Here is a 16,872-nt window from a genome sequence, read left to right on the forward strand (position 1 = left end):
GTTAGTTCATATTCTCGAATGATTTCTACACGTGGCTTTCCAGCTAAGTAAAGATTGACGATTTGTTGCTTGAATTCTTGTGAAAAAGTTCTTCGTGTTCTCTTAGACATAAAAATTCCTCCTGGTATGTTTTCTTCTAGTCTACACACCTTAATTTTTCTGTCTAGTTAATTGTAGCCTATCCAACTTAAGATTAATGACACTAAATTAACAGACTATACGTAGTATCTATTTGCTATGACCATATCTTATATCCATAAGTCAACTCAGCCGGACTAAAAGGGCTAATCTTACTAGAACACAAGCTGCACTTGATATGCAAATTAACCCTGAATCGGAAAGGTGCTTAAATTGGATATTAACGGAGGGATAAAGTAAAATTTATCTCTAGGGAATGTTTAGAAAGGATCCAAGTTCCTTAACAAGTGACAATTAGTAATGTAGTAACAACGATAGATTGTATGCCGAACATTTCAATTTGATACGTATAAAAGACGATTTCAAGCTCATCCGTGATAAATAACCCACATGAATGATTTGAAATCGTCTTAAAATGCTTTATTTTATAACCCAAAATAGAATAATTACTTCAAAATGACGTCGCATATCACTATTAATGATTAATCGATGACTTCCATAATCATTTTAAGTTCCCCGGATGTTAAATCCTCGCTAAAAATGCCAGTAACTTTTTGTCCAGGTCCAATTTCCTTTGATGATAGGTTTAACAAAGAGATAGGGATATAGATTAATCCGTTTTGTTTCAAAGACAGAGCCAATATTTTTTTCCTTGTTCGAATAGCTGCATCATAGCGAAGAGAAGAGTAAACACCTCTGCCAACAATAGAAATATGCTTCCCCAATAATAAATCAAGGCTACCTATTACTTGTAATTTCTGAAAGGTCGTCCCATCCGTTTTGATTTGAATATCCTGTAAATTTATTTTCCTGTCTAAGGCATCTTGAAAAAACAAGTGTGTGCCTCTGCGATAATCAATGCCACAGAGGTGCATAAAATTAGTTGTCGAAAAAATAATCGCTACCGTTGAGACTTCTCCGACAAAGGATACTTTTTTATCTACAAAATGTTCTTGTAAGAGATGGGCAGCCTTATAAATCGCGTTTAACTGTCTGGTAATTTGGGTTGTCTCTTTTATAGACATGCGTTTGTATTCTTTTTTTGCCACGTGCGAAGAATGCTCCTTTTTCCCAATAAAAAAAGCTGCTCAAAAGAGCAGCCTTTTGTACAGGTTTAGTTTTGGTGCTTGCCACCCGCCGGACCCTTACGTTCCGGATTTGTATCGAGTTTAGTTTTGGTGCTCGCCACCCGCCGGACCCTTATGTTCCGGATTTATATCAAGTTGACTATGAGCCTGCTCTCATTTGTATATATAATATACCAAAAAAAGGTTGATTTGTCCAATACTGTGGGTGATTATAACCGTCTTACTGTGCTTATCTATTATATAATACAATCAAAAACCTAACCGAAAATTTAATAACGTTTCACTGATTTCATCTTCATTAATTCCGATGTAGCGTTTGGTAATCTTCTCGCTGCTGTGACCAAAGATTTCCATTAAGGTGGCCACGTCTTTGGTTTTCTTGTAATAGTGGTAACCAAAGGTTTTTCGTAGGGTGTGGGTGCCGATATCGTCCCTTCCTAACAGCTTCGCGACCTTTTGAAACATCTGGTAGACCGTATTGACTTCTAAATGGCCGCCCTTAGTACTGGGAAACAAGTAAGCCTCCGGATCTAAGGGTGCGGTATAGCCGTGAATCAAGTCCTGTAAGCTGCTTAAGTATAAAATGCGTGTTTTCCCTGTCTTTTGCTCCACGATGTGCGGGTTTTTTGAGGTAATCACGTCTTTTTTCTTGAGTTTGACGATGTCGGACATGCGCAGACCGCTGTTAATTCCAATTAGAAACAAGAAAACGTCACGTTCCGCATTTTTATTCCGTCGCAGGCAAAATAAAAAATCATTAATCTCCTGTTGCGACCGTAGTGGCTGAACATTATAGCCCATGACAATCCCTCCTTTTTAATCTGTTCGAATACATGATTATAGTTATTATAACACTAAATCGTGTGTTTGGGGGGAGTAAAAAAAAAGAACCCTATAGGGATAGGATTCTTGATACATGATTTTATAGAATTTCATGTATCTGGACTAATAAACTAATGTAATTTTACAACGAAACAATAGAGCTTAAACAATAGAGCTTAAACAATAGTGAATAACCATATAGATAATAAAGCAATAATTCCTGCTACTAAACAAAAAACAAGTACTATTAATCTTTTATCTTGCTTATCCTTTCGTTTGTTTCTTTTTTTTCTTACAGCTTCAATGTCTTTATTTTCCATGAAAGCTATGATTTCTTTATATGTTTGGACATCTTCCGATTTTTTGATTTTCTCAACTTTTATCGCTCCATACATTCCTACTAACCATAGAATAAATGGGGGAAGAAAAAACCAATAACCCGGTAGTAATAAAGAAGGACCAATTGATAACATAGCCAACACAATAAAAACAATCATTACCTTAGTATATTTGTCCATTTCTGAATGAGATACCCAATCTTTCATTGTTTCTACATCTCCTTTTACTAACTCATCTAAAGAAACATCAAAAAGAGCGCTAAGTAATAATAAGTTATGAATATCAGGATAACTATGTCCATTTTCCCAGTTTGAAATGGTTTGTCGTGAGACAAATAGTTTTTCCGATAATTCTTCTTGAGAGAGTGCCAATGTAGCTCTATATTTTTTTATTTGTTTACTTAGATTCATATTATCTGCTCCTTCTAACAATAGGATAATTTAAGTGGAAGAAATATACTATCAAATGTCTTTATAATCAGGAAATTTCGAGTGTCAAAATGTTTTTACAAACAATAAATACGTACTTGAAAACCACTAGTATTACTTATTCAAGGAACTTATGTTGTATTTTATACTAAAAAATAACCTTATTCGAATAAGGTTCAAGATATATATTTCTATCTAATTTCATGTATGAAAAAACGAAAAGGAAGTGTCTCTATTGTTTGCCTACCAACCATTCTACCCTATGATGCTAGCTCTAGTTTATATAGGAGTAACTTATTTCTTAGTTAGACATGAAAATAAGTATATCACCTACGGAATTACTATTTTCTCGTGTCTTTTGAATTTCTCATTTCTTTATCTCTGGCTTGATAAAATAATTTTTTTGATGACCTCTGCAGGTGAAGGATTCCAACGATTTATGGAGTTTAGTCAATTCGTTGATGTTTCATACTTTATCTTGCTTGTTCCTCTTCTGCTTCTTTTTGCGTGGTATGGCATCAAGAAAATAGTCCAGCAAGATCAATATCTCGGGTTAAAAATAGTCTTTATCTCTTTTTACATCGTTGCACTAGTTGGACTATTAGTATTAGGACAACTTGTATTTAGCTTATTATATTATGGTTTTGCTCCTTAAGATACATAAAATAAACTTAATAGTAACCTTGATTCAACAACATCCTATATACACGACTTTATGTCATTTCATGTATTAAGATGATTTAGAAAACCGACAGTACGCCATACATTAAGAAAAACTCAATAAGAGCTCCTACTATCGCCAAGCTAGATTTTTCTAAGTTCATTCTCTTCCTGTTTTGTGTTTTCGGATCATTTCTTACTTCTCTATTGTCCATATAATCTAAGATTTTTTTATAGGTTTTTAGATTTTCTTTATCTTGGATCTTTTGAAGTTTAATAGCAGCATTGACCATGATTACTATAAAAGTAACTGGCAAAATCAAAGAAAAATCGCCCCAGTATTTAAATAAGGATGCAGTAATGAGGGTTAAAACAAATGATCCTATAATAACCAACATTAATTGATTCATCTTAGCAATAGTTACTTCTCTTTTCATCTTATCGTCATCTCCTTTAATCAATTCGTCTAAGGAGATATTAAAATAATTGCTTAAAAGTAACAGACTTTGTAGATTTGGATAACTTTTAGGTGTATACTTAATTTAGATAAAGTAACTTTAAAAGTTACTTTTTAAAGAAGGTGAATAATTTTGAGTGAATTTACGATTGCAGTACATGGGTTGGTCTATTTAGGTCATAACAATTCAATTTTTACCAGTGAAGCATTAGCTGAGAACATTTGTACGAATCCAGTTCGTGTTCGCAGAGTTCTGGCAAAATGCCGAAAAAAAGGATTAGTTCAAACAAAAAAAGGTGTGCATGGCGGATACTTTCTAACCGATAATTTAGAAGCTATCACTTTAAAAAATGTTTATGAGGCGATAAAGATCCCAATTATCCAAAATACTTGGCATTCAGGTTATATCAATGAACAATGTATGATTTCGTCTGGTATGTCAGAAGCTATGGATGATCTTTATGATGAGCTGAATAAAGATGCAGTAGCAAAACTAGCAACTATTACATTAAAAGATATGGAAGTAAAATTATATGCAATACAAAATGAGAGGGGCACTAAAATATGAATGAGTACACTACAGACGTAGCCATTATTGGATTTGGTAAAGCAGGAAAAACATTAGCAGGTGCTTTAGCTAAAAAAGGAAAAACCGTCACTGTGATTGAAAAATCAGCTAAAATGTATGGTGGAACTTGTATTAATGTGGGATGCTTACCGACTAAATCGTTGACACATAGTGCAAAAATTATTGATCAATTATCAGAATTTGGCATTGAGCGAAATCCTGAGATTAACAACCAGTTTTTCAAACAAGCCATGGACTATAAAACTGAATTAGTAACCAAATTAAATAAAAAAAACTACCATAAAATTGCTGATTTAGATAACGTGACAGTCTTAGACGGTTTTGCTCACTTCAAAGATGACCATACTTTGTTAGTGGATACAGATACAGAAACGCTACAAGTTACGGCTGCTAATATCATTATTGGAACTGGATCTACGGCTGTTATTCCAGATTTTGAAAACAAGCAAAACAGTCCACACATCCACACAAGTGAAGAAATTTTAGAGCTAACAAATCTGCCAAAAAAACTAGGTATTATCGGAGCTGGTCCAATTGGATTAGAATTCGCTTCTTATTTTGCTGAATTTGGTTCTGAAGTAACCGTTTATCAATTCAATGACTCATTATTGCCACGTGAAGATAAGGATGACGCAGCAGCTATTTTGGAAAGATTAGAAGAATTAGGGGTAACTATTGAATTTAACGCTCAAGCTAAACGTGTTCAAGATACGGATAATGGTGTACGTTTAACATTTGAACAAAACGGCGAAGAAAAATCTGCTGAATTAAATGAAATTTTAGTTGCTACTGGCCGTATTCCTAACACAAATAAATTAGATATTGAAAAGGCTGGCGTGGCGCTCGGCGCTCGTGGAGAAATCAAGGTAAACAAGCACTTGCAATCTTCTGTTGAACACATTTGGGCAGTGGGCGACGTTAAAGGTGGACCACAATTCACTTATATTTCTTTGGATGACTACCGTATTGTTTTGCCTCAATTGCTAGGAGAAGAATCCAACTATAATTTAGAAACGCGTCGTGTTTATCCTACAGCAACATTTGTGGATCCAACATTTGCACGGGTAGGCTTTAATGAAAAAGAAGCAACTGAAGCTGGTAAAAATTATAAAGTTGCTAAGATGCCCGTTGCTGCTGTTCCTAAAGCTCAAGTATTGCGTGAAACAAGCGGCTTTTTGAAAATATTAGTTGATCCAGAGACTGACCTTATATTAGGCGCAAGCTTCTTCAGCTACGAAGCTCACGAAATGATCAACTTAATTGCATTAGCAATTAATGAAAATATTTCATATAAGAGTTTACGAGACGGTATTTATACTCACCCTACAATGAGTGAATCTATGAATGATTTACTTGAAATGATTTAACTTAAATTTAACCACAAAAGAGGCTGGGACAAAATAAAATGGACCTTATAGAGATCTATTTTTCAGAGTCCACTCTATAGGAGTCATTTTACACTATTCACCTCCTATTCATTATTACTTATAACAGATAAGAGGTGAATATCATGCCCTCACTAGACGTTTATGTACCAATTAATAACTCTATTTTAGTACTTGTTGAAGAAATAAAAGAGTGTCTATAAAATCGTATAAACTAACTTATATAAGAGATTCCGGAAAACATCGTGTGCGATATAAAAATAAATTCTATCAAATATAGAACTTACCCAAATCTTTAAGCCCATCATAGCGTAAGTTTCATATCTAAAAAGAGAAGATTGGATTTATTGAGTAAATTAATCATGCAAATATAACATTACCGTTACTATATCGCCACCGCTTTTCCCTATCGCGTCTCTAATTTCCTTATTGATTGAGATGATCTTATCTTCATCTTTCCTTGGAGCCAAATAAATGTTTTTCACTTCAAAATCGTCAATTGTACCAGATACTTTTAAATGTCCCCATCTCCCTTTATTATCAGCTGTTCCTGGTAGTCTAAGGTGATAAGTCCATGATCCAAATCCCTCTTTGTAATGTAATTTGAGTTTCTGATTGTCAATTATTTTTATCATTTAAATAGCCCCATTTCTCATTCACTTTATCTATAGTTATGATACATGAAACTATCTAATTTCATGTATTAAACTTAATAGGAATTTAAATAATATAATCCAGCGTTGTAATTTTATTTAATAGGCTAGATTCTATTTTGTTTAGCTTAATCTTACAATCTGCGATTAAAAAAAGCCTGTTGTAAAGACAACAGGCTACTTTATTTTCACTCTAAAACAGATTTACACTAATCTTGTTCGTTAGGATCATTGCGTGCATCATCATGTGTTTCATGTATTGTACCAGGAATATGATCTGGTCCTGCATAAATCGTATATAGTTTTAAAGGCTTGTCTCCAGTATTCACTATGTTGTGCCACATATCAGCTGGCACAAAAACAGCGTCATCATCCTTAACTTCTTGTTCAAAATTTAAGTTATCTTCTGTAGGTCCCATCTTACATAATCCTTTTCCTTCTTCAATACGAATAAATTGGTCAATATCATGATGAACTTCTAATCCGATATCATCGTTAGGCTTGATGGACATAACGGTTACCTGTAATTTTTCACCTGTCCACATTGTTGTCCGGTACGTATCATTTCGAACAGTAGCGTCTTCGATATTTACTATATAAGGTTTCTTCCCGTATTTTTTATCATTAATATCCATTTGATTTTCCTCCTCATATTTTTCTAGATTATAATTATTACAAACTACCCATACCTTAACCATACTCCTAACTAATTTAAAAATCAACTCATTAGAATCATGATAAGATATTGTATTAAATCCAATCGTTTATCCATTTTTTATCAATCTTACATCGCACCACCTCCAATATTTATTCGTTGCCCAGGTTAACTATTATCAGATTATCTTGTCCGTCTCATTCTTTTTCTCACATTATATTTTCTTCATTTATCGGTAGCTGCTAAGGAATTTACTGATAGTTCTTTCAATATTAAAGTGGTAAATCTTTCTTTGTAAAGATAACATTTGACGCTGCATATAGAACGAAAGCAATGGCTCCTAAAGCAACTAGTCCCCAACCAAATTCTCCACTAGCTAATATCGCATCTGTATCAAATAGAGTTGTTATCGTTAGATACTCGAGTATAACTGGAGCATCGTCCATCAGTTGTTGAACCATAGTAAGGAGGAAGAAAGCAAATGGTATCCCCCCACCGATAGCTAAAGCTAATCCTGTGCGATTAAATAGAGTTGATGCGAAGAATGAAACAGAGCTAATGGCTAGGATTAAGGTGAGTAGACCAAGACTTAACCAAAAATAAGTTTCTGTATCAAATTCCAGAGCTGCATCGACAGATCTTGCAGATGATACCATGGCATGGTTTGCCATCGTAATGATTTGTTCTTCATTTAAATCAGTTGCTTCCATAGACGCCTCTAAAGCGGTAGAATCTTTAATCAAAATCAAATTCTCTTTCACTTGGTCACTATCCATATTTAAGGCCTTTGCAGAAGAGTCAATAACAGCCTGTAATAAGAGTTCACCATTGGCTTCCGTAATCATGACAGTTGGCTGTGGTTCCTCTTTATTCTCTTCATTCTTTTCAGCTTCAAGCGCAGCTATTTCATCTGCCAGAAATTGATGGTAATCATTAATAGAAATTCCTTGTACACGTGCACCAGCCGTCAATGCGTCATTACTTGTTAAGATCATCGCCGGATTTTCGATCAATTCCTTAGTTGTGATTTCAATATCATCATCTTCCATGTCCTCATCATCTTTATAAATATCCCAACGTTCATCGGTGATGATTTTTGCAGCCTCTTCATAGGAGTGATCCTTGATAACCTCTCCTAAGTATATTGAGTAGGCGTCTAGATCCATATCGCGAGCTGCAGCAGCATCTTGCATAGCTTGTTCATTATCTTTAATTAAATATAAACGTTCCGATAGATAACGTTCACTTTTCTCTAATGTTTCTGATGCTTTTTCTATATCCTCTGTGATTGGATAGCCCGTCACGTTATTATATTGTAATTGAGAGGCACCTAAACCGGCTAATGAAACAATAACATACATTAAAACAACCGATAAGATGAGGTAAAGCGATTTGGTAATAATGACACTTGAACGTTTTATGGGTGTTGATAAAGTATAAGCCATAGATCCAGAGTCTACCTCGCTCACTACAAGAGTATTTGCTGTAAATACAACATAAACAATTCCAAGAATAAGAGCAATCAGTTTGTAGAAATTTTCTAAGTTTCCTAAGAGACTGTCCATTGATGAAAGAAGACTAGAAAAAGCGGTTCCTTCCGCTGCAGCGGCAATCGATGCATATCCTGCCGCATCATAACCTATGATGAAACCAGATAAAATGATTGAAGCGACGATTGTGATAATTGCCCATAGCTTCCAATTGGTTTTGATGCTTTGCTTAAATATTGGTTTTGAAAACATTTATACTTCCTCCTTAAATATTTCAGTAATATAATCTTCAAACGAGAATTTAATTTCTTTAAAATAGACCAAGTCAAAATCTTTTAAATCTTGAATAAGATAATTAATATTTTTATCATGAATTTGAACGAAAACTTGTAAATCTTCCGCTTTTACCCTATTCAATTGGTAGCCTAAATTTAAGAAACGTTCGAAATCGGCGAGTGATTTAAATTCCATTCGATATCTTTTATTCTCGTTATAACGAATGTCTGCCATATCTGTGATATCAATAATTTTTCCCTCTCGGATGACTGCGACTCGGTCACTGACTTCTTCCACTTCTTGGAAGATATTGCTAGACATAAGAATCGTTTTCCCTTGTTCCTTTTCTTGTTTTAAAAGTTCAAGGAAGATGTCACGCATTAGAGGATCTAAACCTGTACTTGGTTCATCCATAATTAAGATATCTGCATTAGATGCAAATGCTGAAACAATAGCTGTTTTTTGTTTCATCCCTTTACTCATGGAACGCACATTTGCCGTCACATCTAATTGAAAAAGATTACTCAACTCTTTAGCACGTTCCCAATTTCCGCGTCCAGATAAATAGATTTGATCTTTTAAAAACTCTTCACCGGTTTTATTTCCTGGAAAGTTGATCTCACCAGGAATATAAGATACATAACGTTTGACTTCTGCACTACTTTTGGTGGCATCAAGTCCATTAATAGTGACGCTTCCTTCATCAGGTTTCAGGAAACCCATCAAGTGCCGAATAGTAGTCGTTTTCCCTGCACCATTGATACCTACGAAGCCGTAGTTTTCTCCTTTTTCAATTTCTAAAGACACATCAAATACTCCGTGTCCATTTCCATAATCCTTAGTCAAATGTTTGATATCAATGTAAGCCATATCGCAAATTCTCCTCTCCAGCAGCCACGGTTTTCTTACGATCATAAAAGTCCATAAAGTAATCTTCCAAAGTAAATTTAATTTCTGAAATAAAATTTACCTTTACCTCACTTAATTCTGTAAAAAAATTTTGCATCTTCTGATCCGTCAAACTCAGTTTAACTTGATTTTGTTCAGGTCTTTTAGTCGGAATAGTAAATTCAGTATTTTCTATAAATTTCTGATAATCCTCAAAACTAGCAAACTCAATTTTGAATGATTTATTCGTACTCTGCTTCAACTCATTGGATTCAACTGTTGAAACCACTACCCCATCCTTAATGATGGCAATGCGATCACATGTTGCATCCACTTCAGTAAAGATGTGACTAGATAGGAGGATTGTTTTCCCTTCTGCTTTCTCTTTTAAGATAAATTGAATGAAGCGTTCTTGCATAACAGGATCTAATCCTGAAGTAGGCTCATCTAATATCAATATTTTTGGATTATGCATAAAAGCAGTAACGACCGCTAGCTTTCTTTTGGTCCCAAGACTCATTTCTTTAATCTCTTTAGAAGTCTCTACTTTAAAGAGCTCTTTAAGCTGCTCTGTCCTTGTCATATCAGTAATTTGTCTTTCGTTTGCCATGAACTCAATAAATTGGTCTCCCGTCATTCCTTTTGGAAAAGCCAACTCTCCAGGTAAATAACCAACATCTTGTTTAATATTGGCTGCTGATTTCCAACTATCTTTTCCATTAATAGAAAGTTCTCCTTCATCAGCTTTAGAAAAGCCCATTAAATGGCGGATAGTTGTCGACTTTCCAGCACCATTCGGTCCCAAGAATCCAAAAGCTTCTCCCTCTTTTACTTCAAAAGAGACATCAAATATTCCACGTCCATATCCATAGTCTTTGGTCACATGTTTAACTTCAATAACTGCCATCGTATTCCTACCTTTCTTTTAAATATCGATTGTAAATTATTTAACAATTGTTTCTTTATTTACAAATGTTATAATACTTATTATACTAGTCACACAAAGGAGGACAAGAGACATATCTTCAGCATCTGATAAATAATTTACATTTTTTCAATAATTGTTACTTTCTATAAAAAGGAGGCACTATATGCAACAGTTAGATTTAAGGGTTCAAAAAACTCATAAGGCACTTATAGAAGCATTTGAAAACTTATTACATGAAAAAGAATTTGAAAATATTTCAGTAACAGAAATATGTGATGCTGCTATGGTTCGACGACCAACTTTCTACAATCATTTCTTGGATAAATATGATTTTATAACCTTTTTTATTAAACATAAAATGAATGAAATATTTGATTTTGCTATCAAAAACTCAAATGAAGAAAAAGACAACTTTTTTATTATTGTTTTTGAACAACTATTGGATCAATTTGATAATCTCTTATATCTCATTTTCAGTATTCAAATGAATGCTAATATCATTTTTGAACTTGAAAGTGTGCGCGAGTACGGGAAGAGCATGCTAGGTAACCGCATAAAAAAAGGAGCTAGTGACGAAGAATTACCCATAGAGCTTAGTTATAAAGGACAGATCATTATGGGGATCACGATTCAATCCGTCTTTTGGTATAAGGAGAAAAAAAATCAAATTAGTCGTGAAGAAATTATTGAACTATATACACAGACTTTAGAAAAATTTAGCTAATCGAAGAATTGAAATGGATTCTATGTCAAGGACATTTTAAAAAAAGAAACCTTATGAAACTAAAACGGATTGAAAAGGACCCTATAAAGGCACTTTTTTTAGTGTCTATTCTATAGGATCCATTTTGATTTATGTTGGCTGCTTTCTTCCATGCATTAACCTATTCAATTGCACAAAAGATTTTTATTTTTTGCAAAAAAATTCAAAAATATAAATTTTTCTGTTTCTCATGTGACTATGCGGGTAAAAATAACGCTTTCATGATACGGTAAAGTTATTAAATTAAAAGGAGGTTATTTTATGGCAAAAGAAACATTTCATGCAGTAGCTCAGTCAATTGGTGGAATGAAAGTTTCATGTACATCCAGGAATTTTGAATTTATTTTGGATGAACCAAAAAATTTAGGTGGATCAGATGAAGGGATGAATCCGATTGAAGCTTTATTATCCTCTCTTGGAGCATGTAAAGTTATTGTAGCTCGGTCTTTCGCTAAAGCGCAGGGCATAAATTTAAACGATATCCGTGTAGAGATAGATGGAGTATTAGATCCTGATGGTTTTATAGGAAAAAATAAAGCAGCTAAAATAGGCTATTCTGCAATCGTATCTAAATTTTATATTGAAGCTGATAATACTGATGAAGAGATTTCAGATTTTATCGCATTTATTGATCGTACTTGTCCGGTAGCTGATACCATTAAAAATGCACCTACGACTAAATCAGAAATCCATAAATTATAAACTATGAATTAAAAAAGATTCTTCTCATTTTGCACTAAACAGGTATTTCTATTTTATTTCTTGTCTTTTCGAAGGTATACATATCTATAAAAAAGACGAGAGAAAAAAACTAGTTAAATCAAGATTTTAAATACATTATTTTAAGCAATTTCATGTATTGAAAAGCAATTATAAAACTTGATAATATATCATTTTTGATATATTATAGAGGTATACAGAGAGTGATAGGAGTTTCTATGAAAAAATATGAAATAGAGTTCTATGAAGATAAGAAAGGCCAAAGTCAAATAGTGAATTGGATCAAAGAACTGGATAGTAACCCGACTAAAGAAAATAAATCCACCTTAAAAAAGCTCTATTATCAAATGGAACGTCTGGAATATGACGGCACTTTTATAGGTGAGCCTCTTGTTAAACAGATTGAGGGTAAAATTTGGGAATTACGCCCAGTTCCTAATCGCGTATTTTTTGCAACCTTAGAAGATAATGAATTAATTTTATTACACCAGTTTAGAAAAAAATCCCAAAAGACACCCAAAAGAGAAATTGAACAAGCTAAACGTGAATTAGCTGATTGGTTAGAACGCAAGAAAGGATGATTAGTATGAAATGGACAGATGTAAAGAAAGACATTAGCAGCATTTCTCAAGAAGATAAAAATCTGATTGAGTTGACTGCTTTATTAGCCAGTCTCCGTAGAGAAAAGAATATGACTCAAAAAGAATTAGCTGAAAAAGTACATGTTTCTCAGGCTCAAATAGCTCGTGTAGAAAACTTTTCTTATGCTCCTTCTCTAAAGACCATTACAAAAATTGCAGACGGTTTAAACTTAGAGCTGACATTTATAGACAAAACGACTAAAAAACTGGTAAAAAATTAAATTATACGATGAAGCTCTTTCGCTCTAAAATTAAAATAAGCTCTCTCAATACTCAAATAGGTAGCGCCCCCCAAAAGTTAGAGTGAAATCTAAACTTTTGGGGGGCGCTACCGTATTGGCTTCATTTATTTAAATCGTAAAAAAAAGATCAGACAGCAACTTTTGGCTGTCTGATTCTTTTTTTTATTTATTTTGATTTCGATTTTAACATTTTAAGATAACTTTGATAATTTTTATTCCCACCAGATAAATTATAAACTTTTTCAAATCCATAATTTAATAATAAATTTTGAGATGCATTACCAGTTACACCTTTATTACAATAAGTGACCGTTGCTACATATTTGTCTAATTCTACATTTCTTTCTCTCAGTTCAGCCAAAGGAACATGAATTGCTCCTTTAACATGTGATTTGTCATAATCTTTTTTAGAACGTGTATCGATAATTTGTAATTTTTCACCACTATTTTGGCGACGTATTAATTCAGCTGGTGTTAACAATGGATTTCGTTTTAATGCATTATCCAATGCCATTCCCGTATAAAGAATGGGGTCTTTCGTTGTCGCAAATGGTGGTGCATAGGCTAAATCTAAATGGAATAAATCTTCCGATTTTGCTTTAAACGTAATAGCTGTTGCGATTACGTCAATTCGTTTGTCTACGCCACCTTGACCGATAGCTTGTGCACCTAAGATGCGACCGGTTTCTTTATCTGCTAATGCTTTGATAGTCAATTCTTTCCCACCTAAATACTCGGCGTGGTCTGGCTTGATATTATATAAGATTTCAACATCATAACCTTCTTTTTTCGCTTCTTTTTCTGTTAATCCTGTTTGACCGACATGTAGATCAAAGATTCTGAATATTCCTGTTCCTAAGACACCTCTGTGCTCTAAATCGCCACCGGTAATGACATCTCCAACGATTCGACCCATTTTATTAGCCGTTGAGCCTAACGGACGGTAGATTGGCTTACCTGTAATAACGGAGAAGCTTTCTGCCACATCCCCAACCGCATAAACATCTGGAAGATTAGTTTGCATTTTTTTGTTGACCGCAATTGCTCTTGAAGCTCCCAGTTCTACGCCCATTTCTTTAGCTAATTCTGTATTTGGACGTACACCTGCTGATAAGATAACGATATCTGGTTCAATTGTAACGCCGTTTGTCGTGATAACTCTCTCTACTGACGTTTCTCCTTCAATCGTTTTTACCGTGTCGCTAAGGATTAAATTAACGCCTTTTGCACGCATATGCTCTTCTACACGGAAAGTCATATCTGCGTCCATAGGAGGCATAACTTGATCTTCTAATTGAACGATTGTTACTTCTAATCCTTTATGGACTAATTGTTCTGTCATTTCTAAACCAATAAATCCAGCACCTATAATCAATGCTTTTTTAGGTTGTTTAGTTGAATAGTCTCCAATATCTCGTGCGTCTTGAATATTTCGAACTTGGAACACATTATCATACTCTTTTTGATTAAATGGAGGTGGAGTGAATGGAGAAGCCCCAGTCGCAAAGACTAATACATCGTAATTTTCTAGTTTCTTTTCTCCAGAAACAAGATCCGTCACTTCTAACTGTTTGTTGGTCTGATCAATATGTGTCACTTTATGCTCGGTGAAAACTGAGACATTGTATCTCTTTTTAAACCATGCTGCATTTCTAGGAGTTAAGGCACTTAATTCTTCCACTTCCCCACCAATGTGATAAGGAATACCGCAAACAGAATAAGAAATATCTTTTCCTTGATCGTACACGACAATTTCAGCTTCCTCTGTGTTTCTTCTAGCTTTAGCTGCTACAGATGTACCAGCAGCGACAGATCCAATAACGACAATTTTCATTTTTTTCGCCTCTTTTCATTTAATTTAAACAATGCTTAATATTCATATCCGTCGAACCAATGTTTTGTTTTATTTAAAAACTTGACTAATAAAAGCATAACAGGAACCTCTACTAATACTCCCACAACGGTTGCTAAAGTTGCACCAGAATTTAATCCAAACAACGCAATTGAGACAGCTACAGCAAGTTCAAAAAAGTTACTTGTTCCGACCATGGCTGCGGGTGCTGCTATTGAGAATGGTAGTTTACACGCTTTAGCTCCACCATAACCAAGAATGAATATGACAATATTTTGAACAATTAGTGGAATAGCAATTAATAAAATATGGAATGGATTACTTAGAATTCGTTCACCTTGGAATGAAAAGATAATAACTAAAGTTAGTAGTAAACCAATTCGAGTTGTGCCATCAAATTTATTCACAAAATCTTTTTCAAAATAATCGTCACCTTTTTGCTTAACGACTTTTTTTCTGACAACAATTCCTAAAACTAAAGGAATAACAATAAAGACAAAAATGGAGAGTAAAAGTGTATTGATAGGGACAGATACGTTACCTATACCCAATAAAAGTGCCACAATTGGAGCATATAAAAAGAGAACAATAATATCATTGATAGATACTTGCAATAAGGTGTATGCTGGATCACCTTTTGTTAGTTCACTCCATACAAATACCATAGCCGTACAAGGAGCTGCCCCTAAAAGAATCGCACCAGCTATGTATTCATTGGCTAGTTCTGGACTTAAAAACGGTCTGAATACTACCAAAAAGAAAAAGGCAGAAATTCCATACATGGTAAATGGTTTAATTAACCAGTTTACTACGGTAGTTAAGATTAATCCTTTGGGTTTTTTTGTTGCATTTACAATACTGCTAAAATCAATTTTTAACATCATTGGGAAAATCATTAACCAAATTAAAATAGCTGTTGGAATTGATACATTGTAATACTCAAATTGACTTAAAAAATCAGGAATTACAGGAACAAATTGCCCTAGTAATACACCTACAATCATTGATAAAGCAACCCATAAACTTAAATAACGTTCCCAAAGTCCAATTCCATTTTCTTTATTTGATACTTTTTCTTTTAAAGCTGATTCTTTCATGATTTTCCTCCAATAATAATCGTATTTAATTTTTTAACGAGAAACAAAAGAAGATAAACTTTTTGCTTCTTTTTGAATGCCTTCAGTCTCACAAATACATTCAGATGAATGTGTTAATAAATGAATGGATCCTTGAATGTATTGCTGGGCTACTTGCTCGTTAATTGAGTAATGTTGCCAAGTCCCTCTTTTTTCGGCTGTAACTAAGCCAGCTTCTACTAATATCTTAATATGGTGAGACAACGTAGGTTGAGTAAAATCAAAATGTTCTAAAATATCACACGCACACATTTCTCCGCACGACAACATATCCAGTATTTTTACGCGTTTTGGCTCCGAAATTGCTTTGGCAACCTTCGCATATTCTTCGTAAGTCATTTTTATTCTCCTTTCTACTTAATTACAGTGAGACTTCTGCTTCTTCCAAGCATAGATTCAGCCACTTAGATAGTTCTTCATTAGTTGGATAGTCGTTAACTTTAACAACTGTTTCATCATTCAATACCGTTATAGGCAAACAGTCAGTCCCTTTTTCTTGGATTAACTGCGTTACCGTTTGATTTCGAACGAATGAGTCCGGATTGGCACTTAAATTATATCGAATGAATTGTTTCCCTTTTATCTTCCGTATTTGTTGAAAGAGACTTGTTATACGAATCAGATTTCCATCTACAGAAGGACCACAAACGCCTGTGCTACAGCACATCGGAGGTTCATAAAGAGTTATTTTATCCACTGTTATTCTCTTCCCTTCCACTAAA

21 protein-coding genes are annotated in these 16,872 nt (G+C 34.1%); 7 read left to right on the forward strand and 14 right to left on the reverse strand.

Going from position 1 to position 16,872, the window contains the following annotated elements:
* The 4 genes from BAU15_RS04470 to BAU15_RS04485 form a co-directional block, all read right to left on the reverse strand.
* Window positions 1-110 (reverse strand): transposase (locus BAU15_RS04470; protein ID WP_010721421.1); only part of this gene is annotated, 110 nt, incomplete at its 3' end.
* Window positions 111-620: 510 nt separating this feature from the next.
* Window positions 621-1,163, reverse strand: coding sequence for a PBECR4 domain-containing protein (locus BAU15_RS04475; protein ID WP_002301358.1), 543 nt, complete (start codon window positions 1,161-1,163; stop codon window positions 621-623).
* Between the two features lie 312 nt (window positions 1,164-1,475).
* The gene (locus tag BAU15_RS04480) at window positions 1,476-2,027 is read right to left on the reverse strand and encodes a tyrosine-type recombinase/integrase (RefSeq protein ID WP_161841570.1); all 552 of its coding nucleotides are present in this window, start codon (window positions 2,025-2,027) and stop codon (window positions 1,476-1,478) included.
* A gap of 197 nt (window positions 2,028-2,224) precedes the next feature.
* A complete protein-coding gene (locus tag BAU15_RS04485) occupies window positions 2,225-2,797 on the reverse strand; it encodes a helix-turn-helix domain-containing protein (protein ID WP_035033544.1) in 573 nt (190 codons plus the stop codon).
* Between the two features lie 253 nt (window positions 2,798-3,050).
* Between BAU15_RS04485 and BAU15_RS04490 the strand changes: the two genes are divergently transcribed.
* Entirely contained in the window at window positions 3,051-3,470 is a 420-nt protein-coding gene (locus tag BAU15_RS04490; protein ID WP_035033542.1) for a hypothetical protein, read from the forward strand.
* A gap of 85 nt (window positions 3,471-3,555) precedes the next feature.
* Here the strand turns inward: BAU15_RS04490 and BAU15_RS04495 are convergent, their stop codons facing one another.
* A complete protein-coding gene (locus BAU15_RS04495; protein ID WP_021150714.1) occupies window positions 3,556-3,912 on the reverse strand; it encodes a hypothetical protein in 357 nt (118 codons plus the stop codon).
* Between the two features lie 153 nt (window positions 3,913-4,065).
* On the opposite strand from BAU15_RS04495, the gene BAU15_RS04500 reads away from it, so the two are divergent.
* Both BAU15_RS04500 and BAU15_RS04505 read left to right on the forward strand, forming a co-directional pair.
* Window positions 4,066-4,500 (forward strand): RrF2 family transcriptional regulator, encoded by a 435-nt coding sequence (locus BAU15_RS04500; protein WP_005237713.1) that lies wholly within the window; start codon window positions 4,066-4,068, stop codon window positions 4,498-4,500.
* On the forward strand, window positions 4,497-5,888 hold the full coding sequence (locus BAU15_RS04505) for a dihydrolipoyl dehydrogenase family protein (protein ID WP_005237714.1): 1,392 nt from the start codon (window positions 4,497-4,499) through the stop codon (window positions 5,886-5,888). The genes BAU15_RS04500 and BAU15_RS04505 overlap by 4 nt, the downstream gene beginning before the upstream one ends.
* Before the next feature lie 374 nt (window positions 5,889-6,262).
* Here BAU15_RS04505 and BAU15_RS04510 read toward each other — a convergent pair whose 3' ends face one another.
* The 5 genes from BAU15_RS04510 to BAU15_RS04530 all read right to left on the reverse strand — a co-directional run bounded on the left by BAU15_RS04510 (window position 6,263) and on the right by BAU15_RS04530 (window position 10,775).
* On the reverse strand, window positions 6,263-6,541 hold the full coding sequence (locus BAU15_RS04510; RefSeq protein WP_005875075.1) for a DUF1905 domain-containing protein: 279 nt from the start codon (window positions 6,539-6,541) through the stop codon (window positions 6,263-6,265).
* A gap of 227 nt (window positions 6,542-6,768) precedes the next feature.
* The gene (locus BAU15_RS04515) at window positions 6,769-7,194 is read right to left on the reverse strand and encodes a cupin domain-containing protein (protein ID WP_161841571.1); all 426 of its coding nucleotides are present in this window, start codon (window positions 7,192-7,194) and stop codon (window positions 6,769-6,771) included.
* 292 nt (window positions 7,195-7,486) lie between these two features.
* Entirely contained in the window at window positions 7,487-8,956 is a 1,470-nt protein-coding gene (locus tag BAU15_RS04520; protein WP_161841572.1) for an ABC transporter permease subunit, read from the reverse strand.
* The gene (locus BAU15_RS04525; protein ID WP_161841573.1) at window positions 8,957-9,850 is read right to left on the reverse strand and encodes an ABC transporter ATP-binding protein; all 894 of its coding nucleotides are present in this window, start codon (window positions 9,848-9,850) and stop codon (window positions 8,957-8,959) included.
* Entirely contained in the window at window positions 9,837-10,775 is a 939-nt protein-coding gene (locus BAU15_RS04530) for an ABC transporter ATP-binding protein (RefSeq protein ID WP_161841574.1), read from the reverse strand. The genes BAU15_RS04525 and BAU15_RS04530 overlap by 14 nt, the downstream gene beginning before the upstream one ends.
* A 184-nt stretch (window positions 10,776-10,959) precedes the next feature.
* Here BAU15_RS04530 and BAU15_RS04535 point away from each other — a divergent pair, with 184 nt between their 5' ends.
* From BAU15_RS04535 to BAU15_RS04550, 4 genes are all read left to right on the forward strand, one after another.
* The gene (locus BAU15_RS04535) at window positions 10,960-11,520 is read left to right on the forward strand and encodes a TetR/AcrR family transcriptional regulator (protein WP_161841575.1); all 561 of its coding nucleotides are present in this window, start codon (window positions 10,960-10,962) and stop codon (window positions 11,518-11,520) included.
* A 300-nt stretch (window positions 11,521-11,820) separates the two neighbouring features.
* The gene (locus BAU15_RS04540; protein ID WP_161841576.1) at window positions 11,821-12,261 is read left to right on the forward strand and encodes an OsmC family protein; all 441 of its coding nucleotides are present in this window, start codon (window positions 11,821-11,823) and stop codon (window positions 12,259-12,261) included.
* Window positions 12,262-12,497: 236 nt separating this feature from the next.
* The gene (locus tag BAU15_RS04545) at window positions 12,498-12,860 is read left to right on the forward strand and encodes a type II toxin-antitoxin system RelE/ParE family toxin (RefSeq protein WP_035020746.1); all 363 of its coding nucleotides are present in this window, start codon (window positions 12,498-12,500) and stop codon (window positions 12,858-12,860) included.
* 5 nt (window positions 12,861-12,865) lie between these two features.
* Window positions 12,866-13,141: a helix-turn-helix transcriptional regulator gene (locus tag BAU15_RS04550; protein WP_051923348.1), complete on the forward strand. Its 276-nt coding sequence runs from the start codon at window positions 12,866-12,868 to the stop codon at window positions 13,139-13,141.
* A gap of 187 nt (window positions 13,142-13,328) precedes the next feature.
* Here BAU15_RS04550 and BAU15_RS04555 read toward each other — a convergent pair whose 3' ends face one another.
* The 4 genes from BAU15_RS04555 to arsD are packed head-to-tail and all read right to left on the reverse strand — an operon-like array spanning window position 13,329 to window position 16,847.
* Window positions 13,329-14,996, reverse strand: a complete 1,668-nt coding sequence (locus BAU15_RS04555; protein ID WP_161841577.1) for an FAD-dependent oxidoreductase — start codon at window positions 14,994-14,996, stop codon at window positions 13,329-13,331.
* Window positions 14,997-15,031: 35 nt separating this feature from the next.
* On the reverse strand, window positions 15,032-16,111 hold the full coding sequence (arsB, locus tag BAU15_RS04560) for an ACR3 family arsenite efflux transporter (protein ID WP_161841578.1): 1,080 nt from the start codon (window positions 16,109-16,111) through the stop codon (window positions 15,032-15,034).
* Window positions 16,112-16,144: 33 nt separating this feature from the next.
* Window positions 16,145-16,489 (reverse strand): ArsR/SmtB family transcription factor, encoded by a 345-nt coding sequence (locus BAU15_RS04565; protein ID WP_161841579.1) that lies wholly within the window; start codon window positions 16,487-16,489, stop codon window positions 16,145-16,147.
* A 22-nt stretch (window positions 16,490-16,511) separates the two neighbouring features.
* Entirely contained in the window at window positions 16,512-16,847 is a 336-nt protein-coding gene (arsD, locus tag BAU15_RS04570) for an arsenite efflux transporter metallochaperone ArsD (RefSeq protein WP_161841580.1), read from the reverse strand.
* Between the last annotated feature and the right edge of the window lie 25 nt (window positions 16,848-16,872).

This window comes from Candidatus Enterococcus huntleyi (genome assembly GCF_009933175.1).
GTDB lineage: Bacteria > Bacillota > Bacilli > Lactobacillales > Enterococcaceae > Enterococcus_K > Enterococcus_K huntleyi.

What these genes read in the sequence shown, in the direction of transcription:
- BAU15_RS04485 (WP_035033544.1), bottom strand. Translation starts at nt 2,797, where the DNA reads ATGAATCTAAGTAAACAAATAAAAAAATATAGAGCTACATTGGCACTC.
- BAU15_RS04550 (WP_051923348.1), top strand. Translation starts at nt 12,866, where the DNA reads ATGAAATGGACAGATGTAAAGAAAGACATTAGCAGCATTTCTCAAGAA.
- arsB (WP_161841578.1), bottom strand. Translation starts at nt 16,111, where the DNA reads ATGAAAGAATCAGCTTTAAAAGAAAAAGTATCAAATAAAGAAAATGGA.
- BAU15_RS04545 (WP_035020746.1), top strand. Translation starts at nt 12,498, where the DNA reads ATGAAAAAATATGAAATAGAGTTCTATGAAGATAAGAAAGGCCAAAGT.
- BAU15_RS04565 (WP_161841579.1), bottom strand. Translation starts at nt 16,489, where the DNA reads ATGACTTACGAAGAATATGCGAAGGTTGCCAAAGCAATTTCGGAGCCA.
- BAU15_RS04535 (WP_161841575.1), top strand. Translation starts at nt 10,960, where the DNA reads ATGCAACAGTTAGATTTAAGGGTTCAAAAAACTCATAAGGCACTTATA.
- BAU15_RS04515 (WP_161841571.1), bottom strand. Translation starts at nt 7,194, where the DNA reads ATGGATATTAATGATAAAAAATACGGGAAGAAACCTTATATAGTAAAT.
- BAU15_RS04475 (WP_002301358.1), bottom strand. Translation starts at nt 1,163, where the DNA reads ATGTCTATAAAAGAGACAACCCAAATTACCAGACAGTTAAACGCGATT.
- BAU15_RS04525 (WP_161841573.1), bottom strand. Translation starts at nt 9,850, where the DNA reads ATGGCTTACATTGATATCAAACATTTGACTAAGGATTATGGAAATGGA.
- BAU15_RS04510 (WP_005875075.1), bottom strand. Translation starts at nt 6,541, where the DNA reads ATGATAAAAATAATTGACAATCAGAAACTCAAATTACATTACAAAGAG.
- BAU15_RS04480 (WP_161841570.1), bottom strand. Translation starts at nt 2,027, where the DNA reads ATGGGCTATAATGTTCAGCCACTACGGTCGCAACAGGAGATTAATGAT.
- BAU15_RS04520 (WP_161841572.1), bottom strand. Translation starts at nt 8,956, where the DNA reads ATGTTTTCAAAACCAATATTTAAGCAAAGCATCAAAACCAATTGGAAG.
- BAU15_RS04505 (WP_005237714.1), top strand. Translation starts at nt 4,497, where the DNA reads ATGAATGAGTACACTACAGACGTAGCCATTATTGGATTTGGTAAAGCA.
- BAU15_RS04530 (WP_161841574.1), bottom strand. Translation starts at nt 10,775, where the DNA reads ATGGCAGTTATTGAAGTTAAACATGTGACCAAAGACTATGGATATGGA.
- BAU15_RS04555 (WP_161841577.1), bottom strand. Translation starts at nt 14,996, where the DNA reads ATGAAAATTGTCGTTATTGGATCTGTCGCTGCTGGTACATCTGTAGCA.
- BAU15_RS04495 (WP_021150714.1), bottom strand. Translation starts at nt 3,912, where the DNA reads ATGAAAAGAGAAGTAACTATTGCTAAGATGAATCAATTAATGTTGGTT.
- BAU15_RS04540 (WP_161841576.1), top strand. Translation starts at nt 11,821, where the DNA reads ATGGCAAAAGAAACATTTCATGCAGTAGCTCAGTCAATTGGTGGAATG.